Below are 16616 nucleotides of genomic sequence, written 5' to 3' on the forward strand. Positions count from 1 at the left end.
TTGATGTTTTTAATTATTTGGTTCTGTATAAAACACTTTAAATTTCATTATTTTCTCGTCATCAACGCTTTCATTAGAACCATACAACACTGTACCTCTTGGAGTAATAACCGATGCTGCTGGAACATTAGTTACATCTTCAGTATCACTATCCGCAACTTCAGCATTTGTTATATAATTCACGTTGGTTGATAAAACTAAACCAATTTTGGTGTTCGTTGAATCGTTGACCAAGATATTATTTAAATGCTCTGTTAAACGAATTTTATATTTATAATTACCATTTTCATCGATAACACGTTGACCTAGACTAATTATCTTAGAATTAAACGGATCGGTACTAGATTCGATTGGATCGAATTGATAATCGATAGTAGATTGACTATTATTTACATCGTAGGCATAGATTCTATCAAAATGGCTATAATTTTTACCATTAGAATCATCTGGAAACGCCTGCATAACCTCATTTTCAGTCACAACAAGTTGCGCATCGTTTACTAAACGGTTTAAAACATAATTACCGTCCTCGTCTTTTTCATAATCATCTCCACTAGGAATTCTAAAACTATCTAAGAAATCTTTTTTAGCGGCATCATCTTCAAATAAATCGACAACAGCCATAGAGTTTCCTGAACCTTTTAGGTATAAAGTTTGGTCGCCATTAGTTTCATCTCCATCTGCTAGAGTAACCTCTGTAATGCTATTTACAAAAGTATTTAATGTATTACCTGCAAAAGATAAAGTATAAGTACCTTCGAGAGTTTCATCTACAGTTGTAGAATCGTAATTATAATTTATAACAATATTGGCTTCGGTAGATGCCATATTTAATAACACCATGTTACCGTCGTCGTCAATCGCTTCCGCTTTAAAAAACAGACCTCTAAAATAATTTTTAAAGTTATTTACGTTACTCAACTCTGCCCCGCCTTCTTTATTAATTATTAAATTTGTCCAAAACTCAGTATCTAACTCTACTTTATAAGCTGGTGCACTTCTTGTTGTTAATTCATCATCAGTTCCCGCATCTGTAACCGTAATAATAACAGAGTTACTAGGTGTTACATTTACTGGGCCATAAATTAACTGCTCTTTTAAATTATCGAAATTAATAATAGAACTCCCATTATAAACCATATTATCAGAGCTTCCGTCTGAATATGAATAATACTTTTGAGCAGAAACTCCGTCGAGATCAGTATCTCTTAAAAAATAATCGTTTTTATAAATAGATAGCTTAAACGGTTTTACTGCGCCTGCATAATCACCATAAAGAGAATCTTGAATAGTGTATTCCGCATTACCATCTTCATCGTAATTATTAATTCTACTATAGTAAGGAATTGTAAGTACAACTGAAGTTATCTCTGGATTATCACCAAAATCAGGATCATAACTAGATGGGGTTACTTGTGTAACAATACTTGCTGTAGTTTGCCCATAAGCTGGATCATTAAAAACTCCTAATAAGTAAGATGATAAACCATTTACTTGTACAGATTCTGTTTTTTTATTGTAGGCTACAATAGGAATTTCGTATGAATTAGTGCTAAAATTAGCATTATCTTTTCCTAGAACTGCGCTGTCTAATTCTGTAAACTCTTTGTCGCAAGCAACAAAACCAGTTAATACAAATACGAATGCCGCAGAGAATTTAAGGGCTTTAAATGTCTTTTTCATAAGTTGTTTTAAATGAATTTTGAGAAGGCTAGCCTAAAACTTCGTTGTTAAAGAAGTTTGTATAAGCTTCACCAAATTCATCTTTGCTTTTATACTCTAAAATAGGTTTATTAGATGCTTTTATGTAAGCATCTACTTCTTCTGTTATATCTTCAGACCCTACAATTAGCGCATCGGAGTAATCAATAGCAACTTTCATTAAGTTGTTGTAAGTTGGTTCTTCGAGCACCTTTATAGCATCTTCATTAATATTGTCAAATTTAACTTTATTAATCATATCTTTATTTAACGTATTGTTAAAACTTTGATTGTATATCGAAGTCACAATTTTACTTTGGTTAAATAAAGGCTCGTCTTTATAATATTCTTTTAAATAAACTGGCAATAAAGAAGCTAACCAACCATGTACATGTATAATATCTGGAGACCAGTTTAGTTTTTTAACGGTTTCTATAACACCTTTTGCAAAGAAAATAGCACGCTCATCATTATCTGAAAATAATTTTCCAGCTTCATCTGTTAACGTTGCTTTTCTTTTAAAATACTCATCATTATCAATAAAATAAACCTGAATACGCTCTTTTGGAATAGAGGCCACTTTAATAATTAACGGCATATCTAAATCGTTAATCACTAAATTGATACCTGATAATCTGATAACTTCGTGTAACTGATGTCTTCTTTCATTAATATTCCCGTATCGAGGCATGAAGATTCTTATTTGCCCTCCTTGTTGATTTACTAATCTTGGCGCTTCAAACGACATTGACGAAATCTCTGTTTCCGGTAAATAAGGAACTACTTCAGATGATACGTATAATACCCTCTTATCTTTCATATGTTTATTTTTGATGACTTTTAACTTATTTTCAATAAAAATTAGCAGTAAAAACCTTTAGTTTGCTACGAATTCTCATTAAAAAACACGCAAAAGTACAAAATTTTATGCAGATTGCTTGTAAAATCTTAAGTTTGCAAGCGTTAAATTTTAAATAAAAGGTGGAAGTTTACTCGGAAAAACAACAAATTACGGCTGCAATTGATGCCAAAAAAGCTAAAAAACAAACTCTAGGATTAGTACCTACCATGGGTGCTTTACACGAAGGACATTTACAATTAGTAATAAAGGCTTTAGAAGAAAACGATCTAGTTGCGGTTAGCATTTTTGTTAACCCAACTCAATTTGATAATTCTGATGATCTCGACAAATACCCGAGAACTTTAGAAAACGATATTGCATTATTAAAAACAGTAAGCGAAACCAGAATTATGGTTTATGCTCCCACTGTAGATGATGTTTACGATGGTAATACCGTTTCTGAAACTTTCGATTTTGATGGATTAGAACATGAAATGGAAGGCAAGTTTAGAAATGGGCATTTCGATGGTGTTGGCACCATTGTAAAACGTCTTTTTGAAATTGTAAAACCAAACAAAGCTTATTTTGGTGAGAAAGATTTTCAGCAACTACAAATTATTAAAAAGCTAGTTGAAAAACATCAAATACCACTAGAAATAGTAGGATGCAAAATTCATCGCGAAACTAACGGCTTAGCAATGAGCTCTAGAAACACAAGATTAAAACCGGAATATAGCACCGCTGCCCCCTTCATATATGAAACACTAAAAACTGCCAAAATAAAATTTGGCACAAAAAGTGCTAATAAAGTAAAGGAATGGGTTGAGAAACAATTTAAAAATCATGACTTATTAAAATTAGAATATTTCATAATTTCCGAAGTTGAAACCTTAAAACCATTAAAACGAAAATCGAACAACAAAGCATATAGGGCATTTATAGCAGTGTATGCAGACGATATTAGACTTATTGATAATATCGCACTAAATTAATTATCTTTGCCGCATGCAAATTCAAGTAGTAAAATCTAAAATACACAGAGTAAAAGTAACCGGTGCCGACTTAAACTACATTGGTAGTATCACTATTGATGAGGATTTAATGGAAGCCGCTAACATTATTCAAGGTGAAAAAGTTCAAATTGTAAATAACAATAACGGCGCTAGACTAGAAACCTATGCCATTCCTGGACCAAGAAATAGTGGGGAAATCACCCTAAACGGAGCCGCGGCACGACTAGTTGCTCCTGGCGATGTGCTTATTTTAATAACTTATGCTTTTATGGATATAGAAGAAGCTAAAGTTTTTAAACCGTCGTTAGTTTTCCCTGACGAAGCGACCAACTTACTCAAATAAGCCATTTGAATAAACGAGCAAAAAATATACTTAAAATTACACTCCCATTATTATTGGGAGTTTTTTTAGTCTGGTATTCACTATCGAAAGTATCTATTAGTAAAGTTATTGAATACGCACAAAACGCCGATTATACCTGGATTATTTTAGGTGTTTTTCTCGGTTTATTAAGTCACCTATCTCGCTCTTATCGCTGGCTTTTTATGCTAGAACCCATGGGTTACAAAATAAAATTTGGCAATAGCATTATGGCCGTTTTTGCAACCTACTTAATAAATTACACCATACCCAGAGCAGGCGAAGTTGCCCGAGCGTCTATATTAACAAACTATGAGGGCGTACCTTTTGAAAAAGGCTTTGGAACCATTGTTGCTGAGCGCATTGCCGATATGTTAGTTATGCTAGGTATTATTGCAATTACACTTTTTCTACAATTCGATTTTATATATGGTTTCTTAATTGAAAAGTTTAATCCCTTAAAAATCGGAATTGCTCTTTTTATCTGCGTAATACTCGGTCTATTATTTCTAAGATTAATAAAACGAAGTAAATCCAAACTCGCTTTAAAAATTAGAAATTTCGCTAACGGACTTATTGAAGGCGCACTAAGTATTTTTAAAATGAAGAAGAAATGGGCATTTATCTTTCACACTCTTTTTATTTGGGGAATGTACTTACTCATGTTCTACGTCACTTCATTTTCTATAACCGAATTGCATGGCATTTCCGCTGGAGCAATTTTAATAGGTTTTATATCGGCGAGCTTTAGTATTGCCGCAACTAACGGAGGTATTGGCTCCTACCCTTTAGCTATTTACGCCGCATTCTCTATTTTTGGTATTGCAGAAGAACCAAGTATCGCTTTTGGATGGATTATGTGGGCCTCGCAAACGTTAATGGTTATTCTTTTTGGAGGTATTTCTCTAATTTACTTACCAATTTATAACAGGAAGAAAACCGTAAAGCAAGAACCGCCAGCACATTAAGATTTCAGGACACAGAGCGCAACACTTTTCTTTTTTTGAATTCTAATCGCTTATTTCTTACCTTGCCATAATTAAATCTCAAATCATTTTTTAAAATGAAGAAACTTACCCTTTTAGTTTTTCTGTTTAGCCTAACCTTTATAAACATTGAAGCCCAAGTAAAATATGAAACTTTCGAATCTTCTAAACTAGGGGAAACACGACAAATAAAAATTCAACTACCACGAGGTTATGATTCTAACGAAGATAAAAGCTACCCTATTTTTATAGTTTTAGATGGTGATTACTTATTTGAAGCCGTTGCCGGAAATGTAGATTATTATTCTTATTGGGAAGATATGCCAGAATCTATTGTAGTTGGTGTAAATCAAATAGAAACACGATATGAAGATTGTTTATACTCTGAACAAAACTCTCTACCTGTTGAAACTGGAGCTGCTTTTTTTGAGTTTATAGGTCAAGAACTTGTTCCTTACATTGAAAAAACTTTTAGAACTGTAAACTTTAGAATTGCTGTTGGCCATGGCCAAACAGCAAATTTTATAAACTACTATTTACTAAAACCACAACCGTTATTTCAAGGCTATATATCTATTAGTCCAGAATTAGCGCCAGCCATGTTAGATTATATTCCTGAAGGCCTAGCTAAAGCAGAATCCAAAATATTTTACTATTTAGCAAACACAAATAACGATGGATCATCTGTAAAAAAAATGACCAATACACTAAATACAGATATTGCAGCTCTAGATAATAAAAACTTAGCATATAATTTTGATAGTTTCGAAGGACCATCTCACTACTCGGCGCCAACACATGCCATTCCAAACGCCATTGAAAACATGTTTCATGTATTTCAACCCATTTCAAAAAAGGAATACAAAGAAACGATACTGGAGTTAGAAATTTCACCCGTTTTATACCTTGAAGAAAAATACGAAAGCATTAATCAGCTATTTGGAATTGACAAAAAAATTCTAATCAATGATTTTAAAGCCATTTCCGCAGCCATTGAAAAAAATGAACTTTACGAATATTACGAAGCTTTAGGTAAACTAGCAAGAAAAGCATATCCCGAAACTCTTTTAGGCACTTATTACATTGCACGTTTTTACGAAGAAACTGGCGAGCCTAAAAAAGCGATGCGAACCTACCAATCGGCTTACACACTAGAAGAAATCGCAGGCATTACCAAAGATGAAATGCTAGAAAAAGCCAATTTAATTAAAGAAGATTTCGGTTACTAGAACCTAAACACAAACTAAATTCCAAATTTGAAAATGGCTAAAGTAAAAACCACTTTTTTTTGCCAAAATTGCGGCACGCAATATGCTAAATGGCAAGGACAATGTAATGCTTGTAAAAATTGGAACACCATAGTTGAAGAGGTTATACAAAAACCTGAAAAAAGCGATTGGAAAACACCAACTAACAACGCTAAAAGAGTTTCTAAACCTTTAAGACTAAAAGAAATTGACTCATCTAAAGAAGCACGATTAGACACTTCAGACGCTGAATTTAATCGCGTTTTAGGTGGCGGTATTGTTCCCGGCTCTCTAACACTTTTAGGAGGAGAACCTGGTATTGGGAAAAGTACGTTGCTACTTCAAATATCACTAAAACTGCCATATAGAACGCTTTACGTTTCTGGGGAAGAAAGCCAAAAGCAAATAAAAATGCGCGCAGAACGTATTAACCCAAATAATGAAAGCTGCTACATTCTAACAGAAACAAAAACACAAAATATTTTTAAGCAAATTGAAGCCTTAGAGCCAGATATTGTTATAATAGATTCAATACAAACTTTACATTCCGATTATATAGAATCATCTAGCGGAAGCATCTCACAGGTAAAAGAATGCACTACCGAGCTAATTAAATTTGCAAAAGAAACCAACACTCCAGTAATTTTAATTGGTCACATCACTAAGGATGGCAATATAGCAGGCCCAAAAATATTAGAACACATGGTAGATACAGTCCTTCAATTTGAAGGTGATCGCAACCATGTATTTAGAATTTTACGTGCTCAAAAAAACCGTTTTGGTTCAACTCACGAACTTGGTATTTACGAAATGTTAGGATCGGGATTAAGAGAAGTTTCTAACCCTAGTGAAATTTTAATTTCAAAAAAAGACGAAGAACTTTCGGGTAATGCCATTGCTGCAACCCTAGAAGGCATGAGACCTTTAATGATAGAAGTGCAAGCCCTAGTTAGTACAGCTGTATATGGCACACCACAACGGAGCGCCACCGGCTTTAATGCTAAGCGCCTTAATATGTTACTAGCTGTTTTAGAAAAACGTGCCGGTTTTAGATTGGGAGCAAAAGATGTGTTTTTAAATATTACAGGAGGCATAAATGTTGATGATCCCGCAATAGATTTAGCGGTAGTTGCCGCTATTTTATCTTCAAATGAAGATGAAGCCCTACCTGCTAATTATTGCTTTGCAGCCGAGGTTGGCTTATCTGGAGAAATTAGACCTGTACAGCGCGTGGAACAGCGTATTCTAGAAGCAGAAAAACTTGGGTTTTCAACTATTTTCGTGTCTAAATACAATAAAATCACACTAAAAAACACCGTTATTAAAATTCAATTAATCTCAAAAATTGAAGATTTAGTGGGTTTTGTTGTTTAATATTTTTTTTATCACTTTAATCTGTAAGAAAAAAACTGTCTACCGAAAAAATATACCTTTAAACAATTTACTTTTTTACAATATAAAAAAAAAACATACTTTTGTCTTAATATTTAACATACTAAGTCACAAAATATAAGGCTTAATTATTTGAAATATTCTTCCCTCGAGTTTCATTTCAGTATTTTTTTATTATCTAAAGCACAATTTATTTTATTTATTGTTTCACATTCATTTAGAACAAGAAACAGTAACTGAGACAAACATGGTCACGATTATAAAAAAAGCTATGTAGAAAAAAACCAATTATTTTAACTAGTTAATTTTGATTTTCCCCAAATCTATTAATTATGACAAAAAAAGTACTATTAAACCTGCTATTAGTTAGCTTAATAACTGCTTCCGCCATAGCACAAACCAACGCGCCTAGTATACAAACAGGTGTAACTTTCCAATGGGCAGACACCCAAATTACATCAACCCAACCGGCAACTATTAAAACTATTACGGTTAATAATATTGTTTATTTAGACTACGGAATACCTATTGGCTACCAAATGACGCAATTGGGCACCACCGGCGATGGAGCAAACCATATTAAGTTAAACGGAACAAATATAGAAACAACAAGTGCAAGCGCCACATGGAATAATTCTGCATTAGCCGCTTTTCAAGATTTAAACCTAAATCATTATTTTGAAGCTGTAGGTAATGGAAAAAATATTTGTAATAATTACACCTCAGAAGAAACAACCACTGCCCAACGACAAACCCTTACCTATGGAACAGGAATCATAGCAAGTTCAAGCGGTGTTATTGCCATTACCGAACGAAGCGCTAATAATTGCTACCATATAGAACTCTTTGGAATTCCTGTTGGTGGCGGTGCAGAACAATCGTTAGGAGAAACTTTTGTAAACAATACATCAGTTAAATGGGGATTTGGTGGTACAGGTACTAGCGGTAACATAGGGACGCCTGGAGCCGTTAATCCTCCTCCAGCTGGCTCAGATTATTGGTTAAGTGATCGTGTTGTAGAAAACCGAGGAACCATTGGAATTGCATTGTTTTACTTAGATGATATCGCGCCAAATGGCTCACTCATTACAAAAGCACAATTAACAGCATCCACCACAGACCATGGAGACGGGAAACTTTTCATCTTAACATTAATAGATCAAGATAATGATGGATTAAGCGATGTCGATGATTTAGACGATGATAATGACGGTATTAAGGATACAGACGAATCTAACGGAATAGATCCTTCCGCAGATCATGACACGGATGGTATACCTAACTATCAAGATACCGATTTCTGTGCTTTAAACCCTAATGGTATTTGTGCTAACCTCGACAATGATAATGACGGCATTCCAAACCACTTAGACCTCGATAGTGATAACGACGGTATTGCAGATGTGAAAGAAGCTGGAGGAGGTATCGATATTGATAATGATGGCAAAGCAGATGGTGATATAGGCACCACAGCAACTACCATTGGTATTCCTGCTTCCGCTGGAACAGGAATAACACCTATTAACACAGATGGAAATGGCGGTTTTGACTTTTTGGATATCGACTCAGATAACGATGGAATTCCGGATAACGTAGAAGCACAAACCACTTTAGATTACATAGCGCCAAGCGGAACAATAAATCCTTCTACAGGAATATATAACAATTATGTCTTCGGATTACTTTTAACAGATACAGATAATGATGGTACGCATGATTATCGAGACATCGACAGTGATAACGATGGTACACCTGATATAGAAGAAAACGGCTTAGCAAATACCGCAACAAATATCGATATAGACAATGATGGTTTAGACAATGCTTTTGAACCTAATAGTATTTTTGATACGGTTTGGGATGTAAATGAAGATATAGAAAACCCTTCAAACTTATCTATTCTTCCAGACGCAGATGGAGATTTAAATTTTGGAGGCGACCTAGACTATAGAGATTATTTTAATGTTAACCCGCCATCTTCGGCATCGATAGATTTTGATGGTGTTGACGATTATTTAACCGGAGAAAGCCTTTTAGATGGTTTAGGAGAAATCACAATAATGGCTTGGATAAAAATAGACCCATCAAATGCCGGCGTCTCTAATATAACTATTGCTGGCGAAGATATTTCTTGTAGATTATATGTAGGAGGAAAAGGCAACAAACTCCTTTTTGGAACAAGAACCACTGCTGGTATTACAAGCGTTGTAAACGGTATTAGTATTAATTACGATGAGTGGCACCACGTTACCGGTACATTTTCTGCAGCAACAGGAACTCAGGTGATTTATATCGATGGAAAAATAAAAACAAAATCAGTAAAAGCAAATCAAATTGGTCAAACCATTAGAAACACATCAAGTTGGACAGGAAATTTTGAAATAGGTCGCAGATCACGCAACCATTCTGACATGCAGCATTTTAATGGTGAAATTGATGAAGTTCGTGTATTTAACAACGCACTAACCGAAGATCAAATACAAAAACTTGTTTACCAAGAAATAAAAGATAATTCAGGACTCGTTAGAGGAACAACCATACCAAAAGATATTGTTGATATTCCAACAGGAACAACTGTACCATGGAATAACTTAATAGGTTATTACCCAATGACAGATATAAAAACCTCGACAACTTCAGATTTTTCAAACTCTAGCAACCATTTAACCCTGCACAACATAACCACTATACAAGAGCAAACAGCGCCAATGCCTTATGAAACCGTAAATGATGGAGATTGGACAGCACGAAACACATGGCTACATGGTGATGTTTGGGATGTAACAAGCACAAGCGATAATAAAGACTGGAGTATTGTACACGTTAAAAATAATGTGGAAGCAAACCACGCCGTGAAAAATTTAGGCTTATTTATTGACTCTAGTAAAACCTTAACTATAAACGGAGATAACCAAGTTGAAAACAACTGGTATTTAGAACTAAACGGGGCCTTAGATTTAATGGGCGACTCACAGCTTTTACAAACCATAAACAGTGATTTAGTAACCTCTGAAAATGGTAAAATATTAAGAAGACAAGAAGGAACTTCAAATGTATATTGGTACAACTATTGGTCTTCTCCTGTAGGAGCTACAGCAGCTACTGCTTTAACAGATAATAATGCCGCTATCAATAACTCTAATAATTCAACCTTTAACATAGACATGATTAAATTCAACCCTGGTTTACAAGGTCGATTTACCTCTAGTTACAGTGGCTCAGGAAGTATTAGCACCTATTGGTTATACACCTTCACTAACGGATTAACCTATTGGGATTGGAGAAAACTTTCAATATCAGCGCCTCTTAACGCCGGTGTAGGATATACTCAAAAAGGAACTGGAGCTCCAGGGGACACACAAGAATATACTTTTGAAGGAAAACCTCATAACGGTACTATTCTAATAGATGTTATCGATAAAGGCGGCGATGGATCGGTGGCTAGCGTTTCTAAAACAGAATACCTACTAGGAAACCCTTATGCATCAGCCATTGACATCCATAAATTCATCGATGACAATGAAGGTGTAATAGATGGTACATTGCAAATTTGGCAACAATGGAGTGGTGCATCTCATAATTTAGCAGATTACAATGCTGGTTATGCACAAGTTAATAAATTAGGATCTACTAGAGCTCGTCAATTTGTAGGGCTTGCTGATGAAACTATTGGCGGGGAAGCCGGAACACTTTTACCAACTAAATACTTACCTGTTGGACAAGGTTTTGTTACTGAAATTACAGCAACCGGAAAAGTGCAGTTTAATAATAGTCAACGTGTGTTTGTAAAAGAAGCCGATGCAAACGGATCAGGCACTACAGGATCTGTTTTTCTTAAAGGTGTAAATGCAAAAACGACTAATACAACAAGTGAAACACCAGAAGAAACAACCTTTCAAAAAATTAGATTAGAGTTTAACTCAACAACCGGACCTGAAGCAAAACGAGAACTTTTATTAGGTTTTAGCGAAGAAACATCAGATAGTTATGATTATGGTTATGGTGCCGAATCTGACGATACAAACAACAACGATTTAAACCTAGACCTGGAAGGTAAAAACATGAATATGCAAGCCTATAGTCAAATAACAGACGATAAGGTTGTACCGCTAAACTTTAAATCTTCAGGAGATAATAGCTTCGAGATTAAAATAACAGAAGAAATTAATTTAGACGAAAACCAAGAAATCTATTTACGTGATAATTTATTAGGCTTATATCACAATTTAAAACAAGACACAGGCTACACCTTTACCTCTACTCAAGGTGTTTTCAATAAAAGATTCAAAATTGTATTTCAAGATGAAGCACAAACCTTAAGTAATGAAGAGGTTACAACTACAGAAAATTTCATCTACTTCCAAAACAAAGAAAACACCTTCTATGCTAAAAAACTTAATAGTGAGGTTACTAAGCTTGCTTTGGTTAACATGAGAGGTCAAACCGTTTTAGAACAACAAAACGTATCCTCTACAGAATTAAATAATGGTATTAAATTTAACAATTTAGCAACAGGAACTTATGTTGTTTGCTTAAGAACACAAGCCAATGAGGTACTTACTAAAAAAATTGTTATTAACTAATTGTTAATTTCAAATACATATTTTAAAAGACCACAACTTATGTGGTCTTTTTAGGCTCCGACATAATAAAATAGAGTATAAATAAAAACATTTCACCGAATAAAAATGCTTTTAATCTGATTTTTGCTTTTTTTACTCATTTATTTAATTTACATTTGTGACCGTATTTAATATAATGGGTCTCAACAGTATAAGGCTTAATTATTTGAAATATTCTTCCCTCGAGTTTAGTTTCAACTAAAACAATTTAACAACAAGTTAAAATATCTTGTAATGACGCATAAAGTATCTAAACCATATTTTATTCTTCATTCTAAAATTTAGTCTAATATTTAATTTCCGTAAAACACAAATTAGATTATCTAAATGCAAGATTACTTAATGTGCATAATTATTATATAAATGAAAATAAAACTACACTTATTACTTTTTCTATTGGGAGGACTTTTAACCTCTCAATTTGCTCTTTCTCAAGATGCCGATAACGATGGTGTATACGATGAATACGATGTTGACAGCAATAACGATGGTATTATCGATCCTCCATATACTTGTCCCGCAATTTCAGGTAGCGCTAACGCACAATCAGATGCGGTAACTTGGACCAAAAACGGCTTAAAAGTCTTTACAATTGGTAACAACACGAATGGTTTGGGGTACCAAGAATCGGGGTTCGAAAAAGAAGTTTTCTCTAAAGGAGAAGCATTAACAGTTTTAGACGGTGTAAACGACTATAGTTTCCCGGCTAGCTCTTGGACTTCGGGTAGTGCAAACACTAGTGTAGGTACTTTTGCAAATGGTACAATAAGTTACGAATCTAACTACTACAGAAGAACAACCTCACCAAGAATAGCTTTATTAAGATCAACCACATCGGGTGGTTTTTCCTCCGCTAATTCTGGCCATGCTATTTATGTATATCCTGAAACCGCGGCACAAACTGGAGATTACTATACTGTAAACGTAAATTTTACAGTTCCTGTGAGATCGTTTAGTTTGGATATGGTCGATATTTACGACACTAATCTAGACACAGGAGCCGTTAGCAACTATGAAGTTTATGCCGATGATAACCTCGTAGGTTACTTTAGTAATACTTTTATTGGAAATGATGTTGTAGCAAACTTAAAGTTATACGATGCCGATGGTGTACTAAAAGGATCCATAGCATCTGGGCAAAATATTGAAAACACATTCGGTATAACTGCAGATTCTGGTATTAAAAAAATATCTATTAAACACATTGTTATTTCTGGACAAATGGCTACTAACACTCATGAGCCGCATGGTTTAGACACATTTGCTTATAGTTTTGTTTGCGCTGCTCCTATAGACTTAGATTCAGATAACGATGGTATTCCAAACAATGTTGAAGCACAATCCACTTTAGGCTACAATGCACCAAGCGGAACTGTTAACACGACCGGATTATATCAAGGATTATGGAATAATTATGGTAGCGGCTTATCTCCTGAAGATACAGATGGTGACGGAACTCCGGATTACTTAGATTTAGATAGTGATAACGACGGAACTCCAGATATTGAAGAAAACGGAATGGCGAATACTATATCTGGCACAGACACTGATAACGATGGTTTAGATAATGCCTTTGAAGGATCGAACACAAACGACCCTTTAGATGTAAATGATGATATTAACAACCCTTCGGACTTATCTATTTTACCTGATACAGACGGAGATTTAACTTTAGGTGGAGACCTAGATTACAGAGATGGACTAGATATTTTTATATCTGAAGCTACTATAGATTTTGATGGTGTTGACGATTATCTTGATTCGGACCCCTTTATTACAGATTGGAACGAAGCCACCATTATGAGTTGGGTAAAAATAGAAAACACTAACTCAGGAAATCTCCCTAAAACATATAGCATAGCAGGCCAAGAATCCCTGAAACTTTTTATTACAAAAGGCAGGACCCCTGCATTTACTGTAATAACGCAAGCTCAGGTAACAGCAGGCAGCAATTACCCGAGCAATAACATTCAAGCACAACCAGACCCTTCATTCAATATAAAAATGAACAATGATGTTTGGTACCACGTAGCAGGTGTATTCAACTCATCAACTAAAACCATAAAAATATTTCTTAATGGAGAGCTATTAAATACCATAAGTGACCCTAATCTTGATTCTGAGCTTATAACAAAAAATTATAACGGATCGAAACATATTTATGCAACAAGAGAATTTACAATAGGAAGATACCCAACAAATACAAGCGTAGCTGGGGCAGATCATTTTAATGGTGAAATAGATGAAGTACGAGTATTTAATAAAGCCTTAACTGATAATCAACTTCAACAAATTATCTACCAAGAAATAGAGGAAGTAAACGGAAATGTTGAAGGAACCATTGTTCCAAAAAACTTAGTTGACTTTAGTGATTCTAGTACAAACGGGCAAACTATACCGTGGTCAAGCCTTCAAGGTTATTACCCAATGACAGATATAAAAACCTCGACAACCTCAGATTTTTCAAACTCTGGTAACCATTTAACCCTGCACAACATAACCACTATACAAGAGCAAACAGCGCCAATGCCTTATGAAACCGTAAATGATGGAGATTGGACAGCACGAAACACATGGCTACATGGTGATGTTTGGGATATAACAAGCACAAGCGATAATAAAGACTGGAGTATTGTACACGTTAAAAATAATGTGGAAGCAAACCACGCCGTGAAAAATTTAGGCTTATTTATTGACTCTAGTAAAACCTTAACTATAAACGGAGATAACCAAGTTGAAAACAACTGGTATTTAGAACTAAACGGAGCCTTAGATTTAATGGGCGACTCACAGCTTTTACAAACCATAAACAGTGATTTAGTAACCTCTGAAAATGGTAAAATATTAAGAAGACAAGAAGGAACTTCAAATGTATATTGGTACAACTATTGGTCTTCTCCTGTAGGAGCTACAGCAGCTACTGCTTTAACAGATAATAATGCCGCTATCAATAACTCTAATAATTCAACCTTTAACATAGACATGATTAAATTCAACCCTGGTTTACAAGGTCGATTTACCTCTAGTTACAGTGGCTCAGGAAGTATTAGCACCTATTGGTTATACACCTTCACTAACGGATTAACCTATTGGGATTGGAGAAAACTTTCAATATCAGCGCCTCTTAACGCCGGTGTAGGATATACTCAAAAAGGAACTGGAGCTCCAGGGGACACACAAGAATATACTTTTGAAGGAAAACCTCATAACGGTACTATTCTAATAGATGTTATCGATAAAGGCGGCGATGGATCGGTAGCTAGCGTTTCTAAAACAGAATACCTACTAGGAAACCCTTATGCATCAGCCATTGACATTCATAAATTCATCGATGACAATGAAGGCGTAATAGATGGTACATTGCAAATTTGGCAACAATGGAGTGGTGCATCTCATAATTTATCAGATTACAATGCTGGTTATGCACAAGTTAATAAATTAGGATCTACTAGAGCTCGTCAATTTGTAGGGCTTGCTGATGAAACTATTGGCGGGGAAGCCGGAACACTTTTACCAACTAAATACTTACCTGTTGGACAAGGTTTTGTTACTGAAATTACAGCAACCGGAAAAGTGCAGTTTAATAATAGTCAACGTGTGTTTGTAAAAGAAGCCGATGCAAACGGATCAGGCACTACAGGATCTGTTTTTCTTAAAGGTGTAAATGCAAAAACGACTAATACAACAAGTGAAACACCAGAAGAAACAACCTTTCAAAAAATTAGATTAGAGTTTAACTCAACAACCGGACCTGAAGCAAAACGAGAACTTTTATTAGGTTTTAGCGAAGAAACATCAGATAGTTATGATTATGGTTATGATGCCGAATCTGACGATACAAACAACAACGATTTAAACCTAGACCTGGAAGGTAAAAACATGAATATGCAAGCCTATAGTCAAATAACAGACGATAAGGTTGTACCGCTAAACTTTAAATCTTCAGGAGATAATAGCTTCGAGATTAAAATAACAGAAGAAATTAATTTAGACGAAAACCAAGAAATCTATTTACGCGATAATTTATTAGGCTTATATCACAATTTAAAACAAGACACAGGCTACACCTTTACGTCTACTCAAGGTGTTTTCAATAAAAGATTCGAAATTGTATTTCAAGATGAAGCACAAACCTTAAGTAATGAAGAGGTGACAACTACAGAAAACTTTATCTACTTCCAAAACAAAGAAAACACCTTCTATGCTAAAAAACTTAATAGCGAGGTTACTAAGCTTGCTTTGGTTAACATGAGAGGTCAAACCGTTTTAGAACAACAAAACGTATCCTCTACAGAATTAAATAATGGTATTAAATTTAACAATTTAGCAACAGGAACTTATGTTGTTTGCTTAAGAACACAAGCCAATGAGGTACTTACTAAAAAAATTGTTATTAACTAATTGTTAATTTCAAATACATATTTTAAAAGACCACAACCTATGTGGTCTTTTT

At 34.7% G+C, this 16616-nt stretch carries 9 protein-coding genes; 7 read left to right on the top strand and 2 right to left on the bottom strand.

The window, feature by feature from the left end; genetic code table 11:
• Positions 1 to 9: 9 nt before the first annotated feature.
• On the bottom strand, positions 10 to 1683 hold the full coding sequence (locus tag ACJJV4_RS10480; RefSeq protein WP_405294147.1) for a DUF4270 domain-containing protein: 1674 nt from the start codon (positions 1681 to 1683) through the stop codon (positions 10 to 12).
• Between the two features lie 28 nt (positions 1684 to 1711).
• A complete protein-coding gene (locus tag ACJJV4_RS10485; protein ID WP_042499589.1) occupies positions 1712 to 2521 on the bottom strand; it encodes a glycogen/starch synthase in 810 nt (269 codons plus the stop codon).
• A 161-nt stretch (positions 2522 to 2682) separates the two neighbouring features.
• On the opposite strand from ACJJV4_RS10485, the gene panC reads away from it, so the two are divergent.
• The 7 genes from panC to ACJJV4_RS10520 all read left to right on the top strand — a co-directional run bounded on the left by panC (position 2683) and on the right by ACJJV4_RS10520 (position 16564).
• Positions 2683 to 3534: a pantoate--beta-alanine ligase gene (gene panC, locus ACJJV4_RS10490; RefSeq protein ID WP_405294149.1), complete on the top strand. Its 852-nt coding sequence runs from the start codon at positions 2683 to 2685 to the stop codon at positions 3532 to 3534.
• 13 nt (positions 3535 to 3547) lie between these two features.
• Positions 3548 to 3898 (top strand): aspartate 1-decarboxylase, encoded by a 351-nt coding sequence (gene panD / locus ACJJV4_RS10495; RefSeq protein ID WP_042499542.1) that lies wholly within the window; start codon positions 3548 to 3550, stop codon positions 3896 to 3898.
• A 5-nt stretch (positions 3899 to 3903) separates the two neighbouring features.
• Positions 3904 to 4884 (top strand): YbhN family protein, encoded by a 981-nt coding sequence (locus tag ACJJV4_RS10500; RefSeq protein ID WP_405294152.1) that lies wholly within the window; start codon positions 3904 to 3906, stop codon positions 4882 to 4884.
• 95 nt (positions 4885 to 4979) lie between these two features.
• Positions 4980 to 6131, top strand: a complete 1152-nt coding sequence (locus ACJJV4_RS10505) for an alpha/beta hydrolase (protein WP_405294154.1) — start codon at positions 4980 to 4982, stop codon at positions 6129 to 6131.
• Between the two features lie 33 nt (positions 6132 to 6164).
• Positions 6165 to 7523, top strand: a complete 1359-nt coding sequence (gene radA, locus ACJJV4_RS10510) for a DNA repair protein RadA (protein ID WP_405294156.1) — start codon at positions 6165 to 6167, stop codon at positions 7521 to 7523.
• 350 nt (positions 7524 to 7873) lie between these two features.
• Positions 7874 to 12124 (top strand): LamG-like jellyroll fold domain-containing protein, encoded by a 4251-nt coding sequence (locus tag ACJJV4_RS10515; RefSeq protein WP_405294158.1) that lies wholly within the window; start codon positions 7874 to 7876, stop codon positions 12122 to 12124.
• 402 nt (positions 12125 to 12526) lie between these two features.
• Positions 12527 to 16564: a LamG-like jellyroll fold domain-containing protein gene (locus ACJJV4_RS10520; RefSeq protein ID WP_405294160.1), complete on the top strand. Its 4038-nt coding sequence runs from the start codon at positions 12527 to 12529 to the stop codon at positions 16562 to 16564.
• The last annotated feature ends 52 nt before the right edge of the window (positions 16565 to 16616 follow it).

The organism is Algibacter sp. Ld11 (genome assembly GCF_045066735.1).
Classification (GTDB): domain Bacteria; phylum Bacteroidota; class Bacteroidia; order Flavobacteriales; family Flavobacteriaceae; genus Algibacter.